The 18,812-nt window shown below is 71.1% G+C and carries 18 protein-coding genes; 3 read left to right on the top strand and 15 right to left on the bottom strand.

Annotated elements, in window-relative coordinates:
- Nucleotides 1-31: 31 nt before the first annotated feature.
- Nucleotides 32-1,036, bottom strand: a complete 1,005-nt coding sequence (locus ASG27_RS12515; protein WP_056417489.1) for a M14 family zinc carboxypeptidase — start codon at nt 1,034-1,036, stop codon at nt 32-34.
- A gap of 169 nt (nt 1,037-1,205) precedes the next feature.
- On the opposite strand from ASG27_RS12515, the gene ASG27_RS27795 reads away from it, so the two are divergent.
- The 3 genes from ASG27_RS27795 (at nt 1,206) to ASG27_RS12510 (ending at nt 2,217) form a co-directional block, all read left to right on the top strand.
- Nucleotides 1,206-1,334 (top strand): hypothetical protein, encoded by a 129-nt coding sequence (locus ASG27_RS27795; protein WP_255593410.1) that lies wholly within the window; start codon nt 1,206-1,208, stop codon nt 1,332-1,334.
- On the top strand, nt 1,303-1,476 hold the full coding sequence (locus tag ASG27_RS27290; RefSeq protein ID WP_200912430.1) for a hypothetical protein: 174 nt from the start codon (nt 1,303-1,305) through the stop codon (nt 1,474-1,476). Before ASG27_RS27795 ends, ASG27_RS27290 begins: the two co-directional genes overlap by 32 nt.
- A gap of 252 nt (nt 1,477-1,728) precedes the next feature.
- On the top strand, nt 1,729-2,217 hold the full coding sequence (locus ASG27_RS12510) for an HU family DNA-binding protein (protein ID WP_056417487.1): 489 nt from the start codon (nt 1,729-1,731) through the stop codon (nt 2,215-2,217).
- A gap of 81 nt (nt 2,218-2,298) precedes the next feature.
- On the opposite strand, the gene ASG27_RS12505 is transcribed toward ASG27_RS12510, so the two are convergent.
- From ASG27_RS12505 to ASG27_RS12440, 14 genes are all read right to left on the bottom strand, one after another.
- Nucleotides 2,299-2,772 carry a transcriptional repressor gene (locus tag ASG27_RS12505; RefSeq protein WP_056417484.1) on the bottom strand — a complete coding sequence of 158 codons (474 nt, stop codon included), beginning with the start codon at nt 2,770-2,772 and terminating at the stop codon, nt 2,299-2,301.
- The gene (locus ASG27_RS12500) at nt 2,769-4,178 is read right to left on the bottom strand and encodes an efflux transporter outer membrane subunit (RefSeq protein ID WP_235504030.1); all 1,410 of its coding nucleotides are present in this window, start codon (nt 4,176-4,178) and stop codon (nt 2,769-2,771) included. The genes ASG27_RS12505 and ASG27_RS12500 overlap by 4 nt, the downstream gene beginning before the upstream one ends.
- 35 nt (nt 4,179-4,213) lie before the next feature.
- A complete protein-coding gene (locus ASG27_RS12495) occupies nt 4,214-6,181 on the bottom strand; it encodes a MacB family efflux pump subunit (protein WP_326938717.1) in 1,968 nt (655 codons plus the stop codon).
- Nucleotides 6,182-6,240: 59 nt separating this feature from the next.
- On the bottom strand, nt 6,241-7,554 hold the full coding sequence (locus tag ASG27_RS12490; protein ID WP_056417479.1) for an efflux RND transporter periplasmic adaptor subunit: 1,314 nt from the start codon (nt 7,552-7,554) through the stop codon (nt 6,241-6,243).
- Entirely contained in the window at nt 7,554-8,189 is a 636-nt protein-coding gene (locus tag ASG27_RS12485) for a hypothetical protein (RefSeq protein WP_056417477.1), read from the bottom strand. The genes ASG27_RS12490 and ASG27_RS12485 overlap by 1 nt, the downstream gene beginning before the upstream one ends.
- Nucleotides 8,190-8,352: 163 nt before the next feature.
- Entirely contained in the window at nt 8,353-8,715 is a 363-nt protein-coding gene (locus ASG27_RS12480; RefSeq protein WP_056417474.1) for a DUF3325 domain-containing protein, read from the bottom strand.
- Nucleotides 8,712-9,023: a DUF3649 domain-containing protein gene (locus ASG27_RS12475; RefSeq protein ID WP_056417471.1), complete on the bottom strand. Its 312-nt coding sequence runs from the start codon at nt 9,021-9,023 to the stop codon at nt 8,712-8,714. The genes ASG27_RS12480 and ASG27_RS12475 overlap by 4 nt, the downstream gene beginning before the upstream one ends.
- Nucleotides 9,024-9,029: 6 nt before the next feature.
- On the bottom strand, nt 9,030-9,680 hold the full coding sequence (locus ASG27_RS12470) for a nickel uptake transporter family protein (RefSeq protein ID WP_056418291.1): 651 nt from the start codon (nt 9,678-9,680) through the stop codon (nt 9,030-9,032).
- Nucleotides 9,681-9,759: 79 nt separating this feature from the next.
- A complete protein-coding gene (locus ASG27_RS12465) occupies nt 9,760-11,382 on the bottom strand; it encodes a PepSY-associated TM helix domain-containing protein (protein ID WP_056417469.1) in 1,623 nt (540 codons plus the stop codon).
- Nucleotides 11,383-11,539: 157 nt separating this feature from the next.
- Complete coding sequence (locus ASG27_RS12460; protein ID WP_056417466.1) at nt 11,540-13,996, bottom strand: TonB-dependent siderophore receptor; 2,457 nt, start codon at nt 13,994-13,996, stop codon at nt 11,540-11,542.
- 230 nt (nt 13,997-14,226) lie between these two features.
- A complete protein-coding gene (locus ASG27_RS12455; RefSeq protein WP_235504029.1) occupies nt 14,227-15,309 on the bottom strand; it encodes a FecR family protein in 1,083 nt (360 codons plus the stop codon).
- On the bottom strand, nt 15,306-15,818 hold the full coding sequence (locus ASG27_RS12450; RefSeq protein ID WP_056417463.1) for a sigma-70 family RNA polymerase sigma factor: 513 nt from the start codon (nt 15,816-15,818) through the stop codon (nt 15,306-15,308). Before ASG27_RS12450 ends, ASG27_RS12455 begins: the two co-directional genes overlap by 4 nt.
- Before the next feature lie 146 nt (nt 15,819-15,964).
- Nucleotides 15,965-17,764, bottom strand: a complete 1,800-nt coding sequence (locus tag ASG27_RS12445) for a feruloyl-CoA synthase (protein WP_056417461.1) — start codon at nt 17,762-17,764, stop codon at nt 15,965-15,967.
- A 59-nt stretch (nt 17,765-17,823) separates the two neighbouring features.
- Nucleotides 17,824-18,774: a 3-hydroxyacyl-CoA dehydrogenase NAD-binding domain-containing protein gene (locus ASG27_RS12440; RefSeq protein WP_056417459.1), complete on the bottom strand. Its 951-nt coding sequence runs from the start codon at nt 18,772-18,774 to the stop codon at nt 17,824-17,826.
- Between the last annotated feature and the right edge of the window lie 38 nt (nt 18,775-18,812).

Genomic DNA, 18,812 nt, shown 5'->3' with positions numbered 1-18,812 from the left:
ACCAACAGTCTGCGGCACAGCGGCTACCGCATCAATACCAGGCCGCCAGCGCATCCGCCCGCCGCTGCGCGCGCTGCTCGGGCGCGGGGGCCCAGCGCGCGTGGCTGCACGCGGCGCGCGACAGAAAGTCCAGCAGCAGCATGTGCCGGCGCAGCACGCGCTGCTGGCGGTGGTCGATCAGCGGGTTGAAGATGCCCCAGCGCGAGAACAGCTGGCGCGGGTTCTTCTTGATCCACAGCCACGAGCCCATCTCCAGCGTCAGCGGCAAGAAGGTGTGGGTCGGCACGTTGCGGCAGGCCTGCAGGTACAGGTGGTCCCACAGGTCGCCGTGCGTCAGGTACTGCGCGCTCTGCGGTTCGATCACGTACGGGTGGTGGCTGTGGGCCTGCAAAAAGATCTCCTGCAGCGCATGCAGCTCGGCCAGGTGCGGGATGGGCTTGCGCGTGTGGGCGAACGGAAACCACAGCCGGTCCTGCACGCCAAAGCCCGAGTGGCAGTCCAGCGCCAGGCTGAAGCTGCGCGGCAGCAGCTCGGCCTCCACCACCTCGCACAGGGCCTGGGCTTCTTCTTCCATGGGCTCGCCCGCACGGCCCCGAAACCACGGCAGGCCCGCGCTGAGGCGCTGGCCGCCCACCCACAGCGGCACGCGGTCCATGGCCTCGACCGGCGCGTTGCGCATCAAGTCCACGCCGCGCGGGTTGGCGCGGGTGGACGACCACATGCCGCCCGGGTTGACGATGGGCATGAACACCAGCCGCACCTGCTCGAGCTGCCGGTGCAGCGTGGCGTCCCAGCGCAGCCGCATCACCACGCTTTGCAGGTAGGCCATCACCACCTCGGTGCCGATGCGCTCCAGGCCGTGCACGCCACCGAAGAAGCCCACCGCCGGAACACCGGGCGCGTCGTTGCCGATGCCGATGGCGTAGATGGGAAGGCTGGGCCCCGCAGGCACCTGCACCTGGCGCACCACCCGCACGTCCAGGTGCGCAGCGCCCTGATCGATGATCTTTTCCAGTGCCAGCAGCTCGGACAGCATGTTTTTCCGGTAAATGGCGGCCCGTGGGGCGCGCACCAGCCGGCGAGCTTAAGCGGGCGCCCGGCCCCGCGATAGCCCCATGCGGGCGGCTGTTGCTATTCACCCCGGTGACGCCAAACCGTCACATTGGCGGGCTAACGTGGCCGCAGTCAACGGGTGGAGGTACACCATGCTCTGGAAAATTCTCGGACTGCAGCGGCTGCTGGATGAGCTCTTCGATCAAGGCTGGGTGCGCTTTGACCTGCCCCGCACGGACGGATGGTTCCATGACGACGCGCCGCTCCCGTCGCAAGACTGAGGCCTACCGCCTCGCGGTGCTGTGCGGCACGCTGGGCTGCGCATTTGCGTGGGGCCTGGTGGAGCTGCTGGCGCTGCAGCGATCGCGCTACCAGCTGTGGCGCGACAGGCACCACACATCGGACGCGCGCCTGCTGCGTTAATCCCCAGCCGCCGCAGCGCGCCCTGCGCAGGCCTCTGCGGCGCCATGAACAGGCCCTGCCCGCGCATGCCGCACGGGCCGCGCCAGCGCTTGACGCGCCCCCGCACAGCGCTGCGCGAACGCTGCTGCAAGAATCCTCAAACCTCTGCGGGTCTTCCATATGCTGGCGCGTTGCGCATACGCACCTAAAATCGCGCGTCCCCTCAAAAAATTGAACAGGGACGTCTCGAAACTCTGAAACAACAAAATCATCATGGCAACTGCGAAAAAAACCCCCGCTGCTCCCGCAAAGAAGGCCGTCGTCAAGGCCGCGGCTCCTGCAGCCAAGAAGGCGGCTCCCGCCAAGAAGGCCGCAGCCCCTGCGACCAAGGCAGCCCCTGCCAAGAAGGCGCCTGCCGCCAAGGCCGCCGCCGTGCCGGCAGCGCTCAAGCCCATCAAGGCAGCGTTCAACAAGACCACGCTGGTCGCCCACCTGGCCGAGCAATCGGGCGTGGAACCCAAGGCCACCAAGGCCGTGCTGGCAGCACTCGAAGCCGCCATCCTGGGCTCCGTGCACAAGAAGGGCTCCGGCGAATTCACGCTGCCAGGCGTGCTGAAGATCGGCCTGCAGCAAGTCGCGGCCAAGAAGAAGCGCTTCGGCAAGGACCCCTTCACCGGTGAAGAGCGCTGGTTCCCCGCCAAGCCCGCATCGGTCAAGATCAAGACCCGCGCGCTGAAGAAGCTCAAGGACGCAACGGCCTGATCAATCAGCCCGCGCTCCCCAGCGACAAGGACCAGATGCCTCCGGGCGTCTGGTCCTTTTTCTTTGTGCGGGCCTGGGGTTTTAGTTGGGCTGGCAGTGCCCCGTGGCCCCGTCGCAGCCCAGGCAGTCCACCTGCAGCACCAAGCCCGCCACCAGCGGCCGCAGGCCCACCTCGGCCGCGCGCAGCTCCAGCTCGTTGCGCAGCTGTGCGCCGGGCAGCGTGGCCGAGCGCTCGCACCGGCGGCAGGCCATGCGCACGTCGGCCGACGGCGGCGGCGCAAAGGGCCGCAGGCGGTACACGGTGTGGCGCCGGTCGCTGCGGTCGTGCAGCAGCACGCCCAGGGTCTGCAGCTCGTGGATGATGCGGTACACCGTGCTGGTGCTCACGTGCGTGCCGCGCAGCAGCATCTGGTGAAACGCCTCGTCCGCGCCGATGCCCGCGCTGCCCGCGGAGTGGATCACCTGCAGCACGCCGATGCGCGCCGTGGTGGGGCGCAGGCCCGCGGTGCGCAGGCGCTGCAGCATGGTCACCGGCTCGTCGGTGGCTGCCCTCATGGCTGCACCACGGTGGCCATGGCGGCCACGCTGTGCGCGACAGCGTCAACATCGGGCTGCCAGCCCCCGCCCAGTGCGCGGTACAGCGCCACCTGCGCCTGCCATTCGGCCTGGTGCAGCTGGGCCGCCATGTCCTGCGCGGCGTACAGCGTGCGCTGTGCATCCAGCAGCGTGAGCAGCGTCTCGGCCCCGGCGCGGTAGCGCGACTGCGCCAGCGTGGCCGCCTGCTGCGCCTGCTGCACCACCTGCGCCTGCGCGGTGCGCTGGGCCTGCGTGCCCGCCACGGCCTGCAGGGCTTGCTCCACATCGCTCACGGCCGCCACGATGCTGGCGCGGTACTGCGCCAGCAGCTCGGCCTGGCGCGCCTGGGCCGCATCGCGGTCGGCGGCCAGGCGCCCGCCGTTGAAGATGGGCGCGGCCAGCGCGGCGGCCAGGCTGTAGAGCGGGTTGTCGAACACGCGGGGCAGGTTGCTGCCCCCGGTGCCCAGGCTGGCAGTCAGGCTGATGCGCGGCAGCAGCGCCGCGCGGGCTGCGGCCACGTCGGCGTGGGCGGCAAAAAGCCGCGCCTCGGCCCGCGCAATGTCGGGCCGCCGCAACAGCAGGTCGGCGGGCGACCCGGCAGCGGGCGCCAGCGCCTGCGTGGCGGGCAATGCGCTGGCCTGCACCAGCGGCCACTGCGCCTGGCCCAGCAGCGCGGCCAGCGCCGTGTGCGCGCCCGACACCTGCTGGCGCCGTGCCTCCAGCACCTGCCGCTGCGTGGCCACCAGGCCGCGCTGCTGCGCCAGCTCCAACTGCGTGGCGGCCCCGGCGCGCGCGCGCGACTCGACCACGGCCAGCACGCGCTCGGCGCTGTGCAGGTTCAGTTCCGCAATCGCCAGGCGCTCGCGCCCGCCCACCAGTTGCAGCCATGCCTGCGCCACCGCCGCCGTCAGCGTGATCTGCACCGCGCCGCGGTCGTGCACGCTGGCGGTGCGCAGGGCCTGGGCACTGGCGCGCTCGGCACCCAGGCGGCCCCAGGCATCGAGCTCATAGCTGGCGACGAGTGCGGCGCCGATCTGGTTGCCGGCCACCTCGGCCTGCCCGCCGGCACGGGCCTGGCGGCGGGCGTCGAGCGTGCCGGTCACGGCGGGCAGCAGGCTGGCGCCGGCGGCCCGCGCCACGGCATCTGCCTGCTGCACCCGCGCGATGGCGGCGGCGAGGTCCGGGCTCTGCGCGTGGGCGGCGCGGATGAGCGCGTCGAGCTCTGCGACGCCAAGCGCAGAGACATCCGTCGCCCCCCCCTGAGCGGGCGGCACCGGGCTGGTCCAGTGCACGGGCAAGGCGGGTGCGGCAGCGGCGTCTTCGGGCAGCGGCTGCACCGCGGCGCAGCCGCCGAGCAGCAGCACGCCGGCGGCAAGACAGGACACAGAAGCAATACAAGTGCGCATACCAACCATCACAATCATTCGGAAGCCAGGGCCACCACGGGGTCGAGCCCGGCGGCGCGGCGGGCGGGCATGTAGCCGAACACCAGGCCCGTGGCCACGGCGCAGGCAAAGGCACCGCCCATGGCGGTGAGCGAGAAGATCACGGGCACGCCCGACACGATGAGCACCGCGCCCACGGCCAAGCCGATGGCCAGGCCCGCCGCGCCGCCCACCAGCGTGACCAGCACGGCCTCGGTGAGGAACTGGCGCAGGATGTCGCCCTGCCGCGCGCCGGTGGCCATGCGGATGCCGATCTCGCGCGTGCGCTCGCGCACCGTCATCAGCATCACGTTCATCACGCCGATGCCGCCCACCACCAGCGACACGGCCGCGATCAGGCCCAGCATCATGGTCATGGCGTTGCGCGTCTGCGCCTCGGCCTGCAGCTTGGCCGCCGCGTTGCCGATGCGAAAGTCCTCGCGCCCGTGGCGCGACAGCAGCAGCGCGTGCATGGCCTTCTCGGCCGCCTGTACCTGCTCGACCGACGCGGCAGCGACCACGGTGTAGTCGGGCTGGGTCTGCACGCGGTACACGCGCGCGCGGCCCGACTGGTAGGGGATGAACACCATGTCGTCGTAGTTCTGCGCGCCCGAGTCGGCGCCGCGCTCGGCCATCACGCCGATCACCTCGAACGGCGCGTTGCCGATCAGCAGGTGGCGGCCCAGCGGGTTCGGATGGTCCGGAAAGAACTGCGCGCTGGCCTTGTGCCCCAGCACCACCAGCGGCGCCAGGTCGCGGTCTTCGGCCGCGCTGTAGTAGCGGCCCTGGGCCACCTTCCAGTGGTGCACGCGGGGCATGTCCTCGCTGGCGGCGAACACGTAGATCTGCCGCTCGACATTGCCATGGCGCACGGGGATGGGGTCGCCGATGACGGGCATCACGTGGCCGATCTCGGGCAGGCGGGCGATGGCCTCCAGGTCCTCCGCGGTGATCTCGCCCTGCGGCCCGCCCTCGCGCGGGTGGCTGGCGCCCAGGTACATGATGGTGGTGCCCATGGAGCCCATCTGCTCCACCACGCGCTGCTTGGCGCCCTCGCCCACGCCCATCATCACGATGACCGACGCCACGCCGATCACGATGCCCAGCAGCGTGAGCCCGGTGCGTGCGCGGTTGATGCGCATGCCGCGCCAGGCCGAGCGAGCGGCCTCGGCCAGTTCGGCCCAGAAGGCGCGGCCGGAACGCTTGCTACTATTTTTATAGCTTCTTGCGCTTGCTGGTTGCGCGGTAGAGGCATTTTTTGCTTCAAACGCCCCTGCCACGGCCGCACCGCTGTCCGCCACGATCTCGCCGTCGCGGATCTCGATCACGCGGCGCGCCTGGGCGGCCACTTCGCGGTCGTGGGTGATGAGCACGATGGTGTGGCCCGCATCGGCCAGCTCGTGCAGCAGCGCCATCACCTCGGCGCCGCTGTGGGTGTCCAGCGCGCCGGTGGGCTCGTCGGCCAGGATGATGCGGCCGCCGTTCATCAGCGCCCGCGCAATCGACACGCGCTGCTGCTGCCCGCCCGACAGCTGCGTGGGCCGGTGGTGCAGTTTGTCGGCCAGGCCCAGGCGCGACAGCAGTGCGGCTGCGCGGCGGGTGCGCTCCTCGCGCGGGGTGCCGGCGTAGATGGCGGGCACCTCGACGTTCTCGCACGCCGACTCGGCGCGGATCAGGTGGTACCCCTGAAAGACGAAGCCGAAAGCCTCGCGCCGCAGCCAGGCCAGCTGGTCGGCGTCGAAGCCCGCCACGTCTTCACCCTGGAAGCGGTAGCTGCCGCTGCTGGGCTTGTCCAGGCAGCCGAGCAGGTTCATCAGCGTGGACTTGCCCGAGCCCGACGCGCCCACGATGGCGACGAACTCGCCCGCGTGGATGGACAGCGAGATGCCACGCAGCACCTCCACCTCGGGCTGCTCGCCACCGCCGTAGCGGCGGCGCACGCCACGCAGCTCGATCAGTGGCACACCCGGGGCGTCATGCAAGACGCCGTGCAGGGTGTCGTGTTGGGTGCCGGTGCCTGCGGTCACAGCTTGAACCTTTGCGGGCCGCTGCGCGCAGGGCGCTCGCCGGTCACCAGCTGCTCGCCCTCCTGCAGGCCCGAGCGCACCTCGGCCAGGTGGCGGCTTTTCACGGCCACGACGACGGCGCGCTGCTCCACCACGCCATCGGCGCGCAGCACGCGGGCGCTGTGGGTGGCTGCGGCGGCCTTCTCGCCAGCGCGGGCACCAGCGCTGTCACCGTCACCCTCCGCATCAGATGCCTTGCCACCCGCCGCCTTGCCGCTTGCCGGTCTGGCAGGGCTGGTCGGACTGGCCAGTGCCGACAGCGGCACGGCGATCACGCCCTGCGCCTGCGCGGTGACGAAGCTCGTCTGCGCGGTCATCTGCGGCATCAGCTCGCCGTCGGCGTTGTCCACGTCGAACAGCACGGTGTACGACACGGCCTTGCTCGCGGCGGCCTGTGCGTTGGCGCCGCCCGCGGCCTTGGCCTCGGGCGTGGGCGGCGCGGGCAGCACCTGGCGCACGGTGCTGCGCCAGCGGCGCCCGGCGGCGTCGGCCTGCCCGCCCAGCGTGGTGAAGTACACCGGCAGGCCGGCCCGCACGCGGCGGATGTCGGCCTCGGAGACTTCGGTCCACACCGTCATGGTCGACAGGTCCGCCACGCGCAGGATGTTGGGCGTCTGGTAGGTGGCGTTCAGGGTCTGGCCCTCGCGCGCTTCCAGCGCCACCACGGTGCCGGCCATGGGCGCGTAGATGCGGGTGTAACCAAGGCGCGCCTCGTCGGCCTTCAGGCTCGCCTGGGTCTGGTCGATCTGCGCCTTCAGGTGGTCGATGCGCGCCGCGGCCGATGCGAGCGCGGCCTCGGCCGTCTGCAGGTCTTCGAGCCGCGTGGCGCCTTCGCGCTCCATCTGCTGCTGGCGGGCCTGCTGCTGCTGGGCCAGGCGGTGCTGGGCCTGCTGCTCGGCCAGCTGCGCGCGCAGGCCGGCGAGTGCGGCGCGCGCGCCGTCCACCGTGGCCTGCTGCACGCTGGGGTCTATCTCGACCAGCAGCTGGCCCTTCTTGACCTCGGTGCCGGGCTGCACGTGCAGGCGCGTTATCTGCCCCGACACCTGCGCGCCCACGTCCACATAGCGGCGCGGCTGCAGCGTGCCGATGGCGCTGACCGTAGCCTCGATATCGCCGCGGGCCACGGGCACGGTGTCGTAGACCATGGCGGGCTGCCGCGTCCACCACCAGGCGCCGGCGGCGATGGCACCCGCCAGCAGCACCAGGGCGCCCACGCGTCGGGCCGTGCGTGCAGTGCGTGTGGTGCGTGTATGGGGTGGGGTCGGGGCCATCAGCGGGGCACCTCGAAGCTGAGCGTGGCGGTGTGGCGCACGTCGTCGTATTTCTTGCCGTCCACGGTGACCGAGCCGTTGACCTTGGCGCTCACCTCCAGCACGTAGAGGCCGGGGAAGGGCGTCTCCAGCTGCACCGTGCCGTCGGCCGCCGGGGCCAGCGTGCGGCGCCAGCCGGCGCTGGTGTCCACATTCACTTGTGATGCCGCCACGGTCTGCCCCTTCCACACCAGCTTGAAGGTGTTGCCGCCGGGCGTGGTGGGCACCAGCTCCAGGTCGTTGGCGGCGCGGGTCTCGGTGCGGCCGTTGCGGGCCTGGTAGTAGGTGACCGCGCCGTGGCCGGTGACGTGCAAGGTGCTCAGGCGCAGGTCGTCCCCGCCCGGCGCGGTGATGTCGATGTGGCCGGCCTGCGGCGCCACGGGCAGGTCCTTGCCGTCGGCCAGGTAGGCGCGCGGCGCCTGGAGGGGCGGCAGCGCCGCGCTGCGGCGGGGCAGCTCGCCCGCGTAGGCGCGGGCCTGGGCCCCATCGCGCTGCAGCCACACATAGTCGGCATGGGCGTGGCCCGCCCAGGCGCAGGCGGCCAGCGCAAGCAAGGCACCGGCGGCGGCGGAAGGTGAGGCAAAGAGTGAAGACATGGCTGGGTCGAAAAACGAAGATGAAAAAAACGCAGGCCGCCAACGGCGCAGGCTGCAGGGCCCGCGCACTGCACCTACTGCCTATGACCAACGAGACGGAAAAAAGGGCACGCTGTTCGGGACATTTTTTTTGCCGACGCCCCCCAAGCGGCGCCGCCGGTGCCTACAGCCCCGCAGCGGACCCCACAAGGCACACGCCCGCCACCAGCACTGTGGCCGCCGACACCCGCACCGCCAGGTGCGGCGCGTAGGTCAGCAGCACACCCACCAGCAGGCCGCCCGCCGTGAGAAGGCCGCACCAGGCGGTCAGCCCCACGGTGGCGCCCCAGGCCCCGATGCTGGCGGCCAGGGACAGCGCCAGCAGCAGGCTGCCCGCCCAGCGCAGCGCCCGGCGCCGTGTGCGCGGCACCTCGGCGCGGCCGGTGACCTGTTCGTGGTGGCGGTCCATGGCCAGCGCCAGGCCCGCCATGCCGCTGAACGACAGCGTGAGCGCGGCCAGCGGTGCGGCCCAGATCGCCGCCGTCATGCACCCACCTTCAGCGCCCAGAGCGCAGCGGCCAGCACGGCCGACAGCACGGCCAGGCCCATCCAGGCGCGCAGTGCGCTGCGTGCGCTGAAGGCCCAGATCACCGCCGCCGCATACACCGCAAAGCTGAGCAGGGTGGCCGTGAGCAGCGCGCTGGCGCGGCTGGTGTCCGACACGCGGGGCAGCCCCAAGGCCAGCACGGCGGTGAACAGCGACGCCAGCGCATAGCCGCCCAGGGCCGCCGCCAGGGCGCGGCTGGCCACCATCAAGCGGTAGCGCGCGGCAGAGCCTGCGTGTGCCGTGGCCATGGCGGCTTACTGCGCGACGAAGGTCAGCGTGGTCGTGTAGCCCAGCTTGGCGACCTTCTGGCCGGCAATGACCACATCGCCCACGGCAGGTGCCTCGTGGGTGCTGACGAGCACGTAGCGGCCCTTGCCGTTGACCGGCACGTCGACGCGGCCGGCCGCATCGGTCTTGAAGCCCTTGGTCCACTTGTCGGGCGTGATCACCGTGACGGTCTTGTTCGCCACGGGCTGGCCCTTGAACACCAGCGTGAAGGTGTTGCCACCCGCCGTGACGGGCACCAGTTCGTAGTCGAGCACGGCCTGCGTCTCGCTGCGGCCGGCGCGCGCGTTGAACACGGCGGCCTGGAAGCTGCCGTCCTTGGCCTTCCAGGGCTTCCAGACCTGGTCGTTGGACAGGCGCACGTCGCCGGCAGCGGCCACGTCGGCCTCCAGGAATTCCTCCTTGGCGGTGAGCTTGGCCGTCTGCTGGCGGTCGGTGGTGAAGACCTGGGTGGTAGCGGCCAGCTTGGCCACTTCGGCGCCCTTGTCGTGCTGGCTGTCGGCATCGCCCACGTACACACGCACCGGGCCGGTGGCATCGCGCTCCAGCCACAGCTGGTGGGCAGCGGCAGACAGGGCGATGCCGGACAGGGCGACGGCGAGCAGGGTTTTCTTGAACATGGAGACTCCTTTGAAAATCGAGAAGAAGAAGAAGAAGAAAAAGAAGAAAGAAAAATCGGGGAAGAAGCACTGCGGCACGCTAGAGGGCGGCACCCGCGACCACGGCACCACGGGCGCGTGCGGGCTCCGCCGCAGCGCGCTGGCGGCGGTGCACGCGGCGTGCAGCGACCGCAAGGCACGCGCCCAGCGCCAGCATGGTGAGGTCGAACCCGGCGAGCACCCAGTCGCCCGCAGGCAGGGTGACGCCCAGGTGGCGGTCGGTGGTCAGTGCGTTGAGCAGGGGCAGCAGCGCAAACGCCGCGGCGGCCAGCCACAGCGATTCCAGCCACGCGCGCAGCGGCGTGCGCCAGGCCGGGTACAGCAGCAGCACGCCCCAGGTGATGAAGAGCACGTGCGCCTCCCACTCGCGGCGGGTGGCGAAGTCCGCCGGGATCAGGCGGTTGGCCCAGAAGTACGCGGCCACGGCCACGGGCAGGCCGGCCACGGTGCCGATGTTCAGGCACTCCACCAGCCGAAAGCCGAACTCGGGCTTGTCGCCCGCCTTGGCCCGCTTGTCCTGTTGGGCGCGGCGCTTGGCCGTCCACAGCACCAGGCCGGTGGCGATCATCGCGCAGCCCAAGAGGCCGCTCGCAAAGTACAGCCAGCGCACCACGGGCCCTGCAAAGCGGCCTTCGTGCAGGGCCAGCAGGACGTCTTGCGTCTCGCGGGCCGCGCCGTCCTCGGCCTTGGGCGGCAGGGCCTCGCCCGTGCGGGCATCAAAGCGCAGCCGGTCGCTGCCGGCAATCTGCCCGCCCGCCACGCGCACCAGTTGCACGTCGGCATCGGCGCGCCCGGGCTGCTGCACGCCCACGCGCGCCACCTGGCCCGCGCCCCACTGCGCCTCGGCCTGGGCCACCAGCGGCGCCAAAGCGGTGAGCGGCTGCGCGGAAACAGTGGCATCCACGGCGGCCGGTCGCTGCAGCAGGTCGTCGTAGAACACCTGCGCGTTGCCCGCATAGTGGCTGGCCGCCAGGCCCGCCGGCATGTACTGGAACAGGAAGAACACCAGCCCGCTGTACGTGATCATCAGAAAGAACGGCAGCGCCGTCACGCTGATGATGTTGTGCGCGTCCAGCCACGAGCGCTGCCCCTTGCCCGGCCGGAAGGTGAAGAAGTCCACGAAGATCTTCTTGTGGGTGATGACCCCGGTCACCACGGCCATGAGCATCAGCATGGTGCACACGCCCACCAGCCGGATCGCCACGTCGTACGGCACGTAGTGCAGCATGTAGTGCATGCGGTACAGCAGGTGGCCGCCGCCGGTCTTGCGCACCACGGGCTCGGCGGCTGCCTGGCCGGTGGCCGGGTCGAGCGTTCGGCGCACGAAGCGGCCGCGCGCGCCGGGCTTGCCATCGGCGGGCGGCTCGCGCCAGCTCACGCTCAGTGCGCTGCTGCCGCGCTGGCCGGGCAGCTGCACCGACCAGTCCTGCGACTGTGGCGGCGCGTTGGCCTGCAGGTAGGCCTGCGCCAGCGCGACCGCCCGGTGCGGGTCCACCGTCGCGGCATCGGTCGCCAGGGGCAGCTCGGGGCGCATCCACCGGTCGATCTCGTGCGCGAAGTAGCCGGCTGTGCCCGTCACGAACACGAAGAACAGCACCCAGCCCACCACCAGCCCGACCCAGGTGTGCAGCCAGGCCATGCACTGGCGAAAGCCTTCTTTCATGGCAGATCACTCCGGTTGCAGAGATGCGATGGCATGCATCACCCCCTGCCGGTAAAACTGGCGCAACACAGGCCAGGGCTCCCGCGCAAGGGCCGCCCCGCCGCGCTGGGAGCGGCCCCCTTCCAGGGGGACGGCGCAAAGCGACTCAGGGGGTGCATCAGAACCGCACGTCCAGCGCCACCTGCAGGCTGCGCGGCGCACCGTAGTACGAGTTGCCGACCGAGGTGTAGTACACCTTGTCGAGGGCGTTGCGCAGGTTGGCCGTGACGGCCACCGTGTCGGTGATGGCGTAGCGCACCATGAGGTCGACCACCGCATACGCGGGCTGCGTGAACCGCACGCGCGCGGCGCCCTGGTTGTCGCGGTAGATCTGGTTCTGCCAGCGCAGGCCGCCCCCCACGGTCAGGCCCTTGCCGATGCCCGCGATGCGGTAGCTGGTGAACAGCTTGGCCGTGTTCTGCGGCACGTCGGTGAGCAGGCGGGTGCGCAGGCGGTCCTGCGTGAGGTTGCGCGAGAAGCCTGCCGCGACCTGCCAGCCCGGGCGCACCTCGCCCGTGGCCTCGACCTCGAAGCCGCGCGTGCTGGTGCCCGAGACGGCCTCGTAGGCCTGGCTGCCGTCCGGGGCGAACACGTTGGGAATGGCCACGCCCAGGTTGTCCTGCCGCGCCTTGTAGATGGCGCCCGAGACATTGAGGCGGTCGCTCAGGAACGCGCCCTTCACGCCCAGCTCGAAGCTGTCGCCCGTCTGCGGGTCCATGTAGTCGCCGTTGGCCAGGCGCAGGCTCTGCGGCGTGAAGATGGTGGTGTAGCTGGTGTAGGCCGACCAGTTGCGGTCGATGTCGTAGACCAGGCCCAGGTACGGGGTGACCTCGCCGCTTTCGTAGCGGTTGTTGGCGGTGGTGGCGCCGGTGGAAAAGCGGGTGCTGGTCTGCGCGCGGCTCCAGTCCACCACGCGCGCGCCGGCCAGCACGGCCAGCGCATCCGTGGGCTTGAAGCGCACGGTGGCGTAGGCGCTGTTCAGGCGTTCGTCCGAGGTGTTGCGGCCGATGCTGGGGTTGGGCGGCGCGGCGGGCGAGGTGCCGTCCCAGGTGAAGATGTTGCCGATGGCACTGCTCCAGCCCGCGTGCGTCCAGTTGGTGTACGACGGCGCGTCGTAGCTGGTGCGCGACATCTGCGCGCCGAAGGCCACGTCGTGCTTGCGGCCCAGCAGGTCGAAGCGGCCCGTGGTCTGCACGTCCAGGCTGTCCTGGCGGGGCGTGGCGCTCCAGCGGCCCGCCCACAGCGTGACACCCGCGCCCGTCGCGCGCACCGGCGCGCCGCCGCTGGCGTAGCCGATCAGCTCGTCGTAGAAGTTGTTGGTGCGGGTGGCCGTGGCCTTGACCTTCCAGTCGTCGCTGAAGCGGTGCTCCAGCGCCGCGAACACCGAGGTGTAGTGGCGCTTGGAATACGCCCAGGGCGGCGCGGCCGAGGCCGAGCGGCTCCATTGCGTGCGCGTGCCGTCGGAGTAGTAGGCCGGCAGGCCGCCGCGCGCATGGCCCGTGGCGTCGTGGTGCTGCACCGAAGCGCCAGCCAGCAACTGCGTCTGTGCGGTGAGGTCGGCCTCGACCACGCCGTAGAGCAGCTTCTTGCGCTCCTTCAGGCGGTCGATGTAAGAGTCGTTGTCCTGCGCGGCGGCCACCAGGCGGCCCCGCACGCTGCCCGACGCGTTGATGGGCCCGGCGATGTCCGCCTCGGTCCGCACATGGTTCCACGAGCCCGCCTCGGCCCGCACCGAGGCCTGGAAGTCGGCGGTGGGCCGCTTGCGGATCATGTTGATCGCCGCGCCCGGCGTGCCGATGCCGTTCATGAGGCCCGAGGCGCCGCGCACCACTTCCACGCGGTCGAACATCGCCATGTCGTTGGTCTGGAAGATGCTCGAGTAGTTGGAGTCCGTCTGGCGGACGCCGTCGATCATGTAGGTATTGACCGAGAAGCCGCGCGAGTAGATGGGCGAGGTGTCCGAGCCCTGGTTGCCGCTCTGGCTGAACACCAGCCCGGGCGTCTGCGCGACCACGTCGGACAGCTGGGTCAGGCCCTGGTCTTCCATGCGCTGGCGCGTGATCACGCTGACCGACTGGGGCGTCTCGCGCAGCGACAGGGCGAGCGGCGTGGACGTGCCCGCCTGGCGCGTGGTGTAGGAGCCGCTGTGCTCGGTGAGCGCGCTGGGCTCGGCCTGGGCCTGTACCCGCACTTCGGCCAGGCTAGTCTCGCCGGCAGCACCCGCAGCACCCGCTGCTGCTGCCGCGGGCGGCCTGCGCACCACGATGCTGGTGCCTTCGATCACACCCACCAGTCCCGAGCCGGCGAGCAGCCGGTCCAGCGCCTCACGCACGGTGAGCGACCCGTTCACGGCCTGGGCCGAGCGCCCGGCCACCAATGCGGGCTGGACCATGAGCTCCATGCGCGACTGGCGCGCCAGGTCGTTGAGCGCCTGGGCCAGCGGCTGGGCCGCGATGCTGAGCGCCACGGCGGGCTGCCCGGGGGCGGGCGCCACCTGGGCGCTGGCGCCCATGGCCACCAGGCTGAGCGCGGCGGCCAGGGCCAACGGGGCGGGCCGGAATCGGGTGCGGGGCATGTGAGAGATCTCCCTGGAAACGGATGTTGGAATGGATGTTTGAATAAGACGCCTTCTCATGTAGACGCAGGCCGAAGCCATCCCCCTAGGTCGGTGGGCCAAGTTTTTTGAAAAAAGATGCGGGGCCCTGTGCAGGGCAAGGCGGGGCGCGCGGGGCCCACAGGCGCGCAGACCCATCCGCCGGCGGCGGACGGCCAGGAACGGCCTGCAGCCTGCCGATACCGAGGTGGCTACTGGGGGTGGGGAGCGGCCACGATCTCGGTGACCGCGCCGTGCGCGCGCAGCTGCACGGGCAGCACGCTGGGCAGGGACCGGGTGAAGTTATCCAGCCGCCGCGGGTCGAACGTGCCGGTCAGGCGCAGGGCCCCCACGCCAGGGTCGCGCACCACGAGTTGCGTGGAGCCGTACCGGGCGAATTCGGCCAGCGCCTGCGACAAGGGCGTGTCGTCGAAGCTCACCCGCCCATCGCGCCAGGGTGCAATGCCCGCAGGGGGCACGGGGGCGATGGCGGCAAGGTGGCCGTCCGCAGCGCTGCGCACCTGCTGGCCTGCGGTCAGCTCCACCACCTCGGGCCCGGCATCGGCAGCGCGCGCCACGCGCACGCGGCCCTCTTCCACCGCCACGCGCACACCGGCGTCGCCCGGCACGCCGGGCGTGTAGCGCACCGAGAACCGGGTGCCCACCACCGTGATGCGCAAGGGCCCTGCCAGCACGTCGAACGGCCGCGCGGCATCGCCCTGCACCCTGAACACGGCCTGACCTTCGGGCAGCACCACCTCGCGGCGCTGGCGGCGAAAGGTGACGTCCAGGCGGGTGTTGGTGTCCAGGCGCACGGTGCTGCCGTCGGGCAGGTGCACCTCGGACTGCTGGCCCAGGCCGGTGGAGAGGGCCTGCTCATACACGGGTTGCTGCTGCCAGTGGTGGTAGCCCATGACCGTGGCAGCAACCACCAGGCAGACCGATGCGGCCGTGGCGGCGCCCTGCCCCCAACTCCAGTTCCAACTCCAGGTCCATGCACGTGGGCGGGCCGGTGCGCCGGCACGGGCCTTGTCCTGCGTCAAGCCCGCGCGCAGCTGCCGGACTGCCGCTGCGGGCAATGCGTCGAGCGCGCGCCAGTCCTGCTGCCAGCGCGCCAGCGCCGCCGCATGCCGCGGGTCGGCGTCGCGCCACGCATGCAGGGCCTGCAGCGTGGCAGCATCCGGTGCGCCCTGGCTGCGCACGAGCCAGTCCAAGGCTTCACCGTCGAAGTGGTCGATGGCGTCGATGCAGTCGTTGGCGCCGTCCGGCGCGGGCATGGGGGGCTGCGCGCTCATGGCTGGTCCTCCCCCTGTGCGGTGGCGCGGCACGCGCGGCAGGCCACCATGGCGCGCTTTATGTGCTGCTCCACCATCTTGCGCGAGATGCCCATCTGCGCGGCCACCTCGGCCTGCGACAGCCCGTCGAACTTGTGCAGGATGAACGCTTCGCGGCAACGCAGCGGCAGCGATTCGATGGTGGCGATCATCGAGGCCACGCCTTGCGCGGAGGTGAAGGCGGCTTCGGGCTCGCACACGGCGGGTGCGGGCAATTCGGACACATCGGGCAGGCTGTCGTCGGCCTCCGAAGGCACCGTGCCGCGCACCACATGGCGGCGGTGCTGGTCAATGAGCAGGTTGCGCGCGGTGCGGTACAGCAGCGCGCGCGGCTGGGCCACGGCCTCGCCGCTGCGCTGCAGCGCCAGCACGCGCGCGTAGGCCTCGTGCACCAGGTCTGCCGCCGTGTCGCGGCTGCGCACCATGCGGGCAAAGTAGTTCAGCAGTTCTTGGTAATAGTGGGCAACCACGGCGCACGCAGCCTGACAAAGGGCGGCCCGAACGCGGCAGGTTCGGGACCGGGACGGCTGGGGGCGCAGTGTGGTCAGGCCCGTGGCTAATAAGAATGATTCTCATATTGTAAGGACTTGGGCCGGCCCGGGTTTGTAAAGATGGACTAGCCGGTGATGACCCGTTCGTCCACCGGGCTGGCCTGCAGGAGCGCCACGTCGGCGGCCCGCCGCGCCAGCACCGCGCCCTGGTTGATGTAGCCCTTGTCGGTGATCTCGCCGCTGTCCGCATCGGGCGGCTGCGCCAGCACCAGGGCGCGCGTGGGGCACTGCGACGAGCCCGCGCCGGCGTTGCGCCGGGCCCGCATCACGCCCTGCAGGGCGGCGGTGAGCTTCGCAGGGTCGGCCGCGCCCGCTGCCGACGGGAACACCAGCATGCCCACTTCGTCGTGGTTGTGGCCGGTAAGCACGATGTCCTGCACCAGCGGCGCGAGCTGCGAGATCAGCTCCACGCGCAGCGTGCCCACCGACACCCAGCTGCCGCTGGAGAGCTTGAAGTCTTCGGCCACCCGTCCGTTGAAGACCACGCCACGCTCGGGCCGCTCGGGGTCCACCAGGTAGCCGGCGTCGCCGATGCGGTAGAAACCCTCGCTGTCGAACGCGGCCGCCGTCTCGGCCGGCGCGTTGCGGTAGCCCGGAAACACCGACACGCCCTTGACCCGCATCTCCAGCTTGCTGCCATTGGGCACGAGCTTGAGCGCCAGCCCGGGCAGCGGCGCGCCGATGCAGCCGGCCTTCTCCAGCCGCCAGTGCGCGCTGGTGACGGCGGGCGATGTCTCGGTGGAGCCCCAGGAGGTGGTCAGCCACAGCGGCTGCGCGGGCCGCACGCGCAGGGCCAGCGCTTCGAGCCGCTGCCAGGTGGACGGCGCGAGCGCCGCAGCCGCATAGAACGCCAGCCGCATGCGCGACAGGACCTCGGCGGCCAGTTGCTCGTCCGCTTCCAGGAAGGGCAGCAGCATATCGAAGCCGCGCGGCACGTTGAACAGCATGGTGGGCTTCACGTCGCGCAGGTTGCGCACCGTCTTCTCGATGAGCCCGGGCACGGGCCGCCCTTCGTCGATGTAGAGCCTGCCGCCGTGGCACAGCACCATGTTCAGGTTGTGGTTGCCGCCAAAGGTGTGGCTCCACGGCAGCCAGTCCACCAGCACCGGCTTTTCGTGGGTCAGGAAGGGCCAGGTCTGGGCCATCATCTGCTGGTTGGCGCAGAGCATGCGGTGGGTGTTGATGACCACCTTGGGCCGGCCGGTGGAGCCTGACGTCAGCAGGTACTTGGCATGGTCGTCGGGCGCGATGGCGTCGAACGCCTGGCGCACGGCCGGGGTCTCCACCCCCTGCAGCAGCCGCGCGAAGGGCAGCGCGCCCGGCACCTCGTCGGCGTGGCGGCTGAACACCTGCAGCGCGTCCGATGCGTACCCCGCCAAGGCCGGTGCGTATGCCCGGGCATCGGATGCATAGATCAGCGACGGCCCCAGCGCCGCGAGCATGCTGTGCAGCCGAGTGGAGTCCTTGGAGCGCGCGTAGGCGCTGGACAGCGAGCACGAAGCGAGGCCCACATGCATCGCCGCGAGCATGAGCACCGCGTGGTCCACCGCATTGTCCGACAGGATCGCCACGGGGCGGTCGGCCGGCAGCTTCAGGTCGAGCAGCGACTGCGCCACGGCGCCCACGGCACGGCGCAACTCGCCGTACGTCAGGCTGCGCCAGTGCTCACCCTTGTCATCGCGCTCGGCCAGGGCCAGCGCGTCGGGCGTCTCAAGCGCCCAGTGCTCCAGCCACTCGCCGATGCAGCGCGCATAGTCGCCCAGCGGCACGGGGGACTGCAGCGTGATCGAGCCGTCGTCTGCACGGGTCTGGGTGGTCAATGCCAGCGCGATCTGAGTGTCGTCGTCAAGGAATCCGGGGTGCATGGCGTGGTGTCTCTCTGGCGGTGTCTGGGTGAGGCAGGTGATGGGGAGCGCCCGGCGCATCAGGTCGGCGTGTCCAGCCCGGGGGATGCGCTCTTGGCGCGCAGCAGTCCGATGAGCAGGGCGTCGCGCGCCTGCGCCAGCTCTGCCTGGGTGCGCCCGCCGAGCGCCTGGTCCACGCCCTCGACCACGCGGCGCTGCAACTCGGGCGTCATGCGCGGCGCGCCCAGGTCGTCCCACCAGCCTTCGATGGGGCCGCCCAGGTGGGCCAGCAGATAGGCCATGCCGCCGTCGCCGCCGGACAGGTGCAGGTTCATGAAAGGCCCCATCAGCGCCCAGCGCACGCCGGGGCCCTGGGCGATGGCGGTGTCGATGTCGGCCACGCTGGCCACGCCTTCGTTCACCAGGTGGAACGCCTCGCGCCACAGTGCGGCCTGCAGGCGGTTGGCGATGTGGCCCTGGATCTCGCGGCGCACATGGATGGGGCGCTTGCCGATGGCGGTGTAGAAGGCCATTGCGGTGGCAATGGCCTCGGGCGACGTCTTCTCGCCCCCGCCCACCTCGACCAGCGGGATCATGTGTGGCGGGTTGAACGGGTGCCCGAGCACAATGCGCTCCGGCCGGGCGCATTGCGCTTGCATGGCCGACACCGACAGGCCCGACGAGCTGGACGCCACGATGGCGTGCGGGGGTGCCGCCGCGTCGATGCGGCGCATCAGGTCGGCCTTGAAATCCTCGCGCTCCGGTCCGTTCTCCTGCACGAAGTCCGCTTGCGCCACCGCATCTTCCAGCCGCGCGTGAAACCGCAGCCGGGCCATGCTGGCGCCGGGTGCCAGCCCTTGTTGCTCCAGTGCGGGCCAGTGGCGGGCCACCGCTTCGCGCAGCCTCTGCTCGGCGCCTTCAGCGGGGTCGGTGGCCTCCACGTCCAGGCCCTGCGCCAGAAAGTAGGCCGCCCAGCTGGCGCCGATGACGCCGGTGGCCACCACGGCCACGCGCTTCACTGTCGAATCCATCGAAGATTTTCCTTGTCGTTGTTGCGCAGCGGCTCAGG

The sequence above is a fragment of the Acidovorax sp. Leaf191 genome (assembly GCF_001424425.1).
GTDB lineage: Bacteria > Pseudomonadota > Gammaproteobacteria > Burkholderiales > Burkholderiaceae_C > Acidovorax.
The sequence above is the reverse complement of the archived record's forward strand: the minus strand, read 5'-3'. Positions and strand labels throughout refer to the sequence as shown.

What these genes read in the sequence shown, in the direction of transcription:
- ASG27_RS12510 (WP_056417487.1), top strand. Translation starts at nt 1,729, where the DNA reads ATGGCAACTGCGAAAAAAACCCCCGCTGCTCCCGCAAAGAAGGCCGTC.
- ASG27_RS12485 (WP_056417477.1), bottom strand. Translation starts at nt 8,189, where the DNA reads ATGTCTTCACTCTTTGCCTCACCTTCCGCCGCCGCCGGTGCCTTGCTT.
- ASG27_RS12465 (WP_056417469.1), bottom strand. Translation starts at nt 11,382, where the DNA reads ATGAAAGAAGGCTTTCGCCAGTGCATGGCCTGGCTGCACACCTGGGTC.
- ASG27_RS12460 (WP_056417466.1), bottom strand. Translation starts at nt 13,996, where the DNA reads ATGCCCCGCACCCGATTCCGGCCCGCCCCGTTGGCCCTGGCCGCCGCG.
- ASG27_RS12490 (WP_056417479.1), bottom strand. Translation starts at nt 7,554, where the DNA reads ATGGCCCCGACCCCACCCCATACACGCACCACACGCACTGCACGCACG.
- ASG27_RS12470 (WP_056418291.1), bottom strand. Translation starts at nt 9,680, where the DNA reads ATGTTCAAGAAAACCCTGCTCGCCGTCGCCCTGTCCGGCATCGCCCTG.
- ASG27_RS27290 (WP_200912430.1), top strand. Translation starts at nt 1,303, where the DNA reads ATGACGACGCGCCGCTCCCGTCGCAAGACTGAGGCCTACCGCCTCGCG.
- ASG27_RS12455 (WP_235504029.1), bottom strand. Translation starts at nt 15,309, where the DNA reads ATGAGCGCGCAGCCCCCCATGCCCGCGCCGGACGGCGCCAACGACTGC.
- ASG27_RS27795 (WP_255593410.1), top strand. Translation starts at nt 1,206, where the DNA reads ATGCTCTGGAAAATTCTCGGACTGCAGCGGCTGCTGGATGAGCTCTTC.
- ASG27_RS12475 (WP_056417471.1), bottom strand. Translation starts at nt 9,023, where the DNA reads ATGGCCACGGCACACGCAGGCTCTGCCGCGCGCTACCGCTTGATGGTG.
- ASG27_RS12445 (WP_056417461.1), bottom strand. Translation starts at nt 17,764, where the DNA reads ATGCACCCCGGATTCCTTGACGACGACACTCAGATCGCGCTGGCATTG.
- ASG27_RS12480 (WP_056417474.1), bottom strand. Translation starts at nt 8,715, where the DNA reads ATGACGGCGGCGATCTGGGCCGCACCGCTGGCCGCGCTCACGCTGTCG.
- ASG27_RS12515 (WP_056417489.1), bottom strand. Translation starts at nt 1,036, where the DNA reads ATGCTGTCCGAGCTGCTGGCACTGGAAAAGATCATCGATCAGGGCGCT.
- ASG27_RS12505 (WP_056417484.1), bottom strand. Translation starts at nt 2,772, where the DNA reads ATGAGGGCAGCCACCGACGAGCCGGTGACCATGCTGCAGCGCCTGCGC.
- ASG27_RS12440 (WP_056417459.1), bottom strand. Translation starts at nt 18,774, where the DNA reads ATGGATTCGACAGTGAAGCGCGTGGCCGTGGTGGCCACCGGCGTCATC.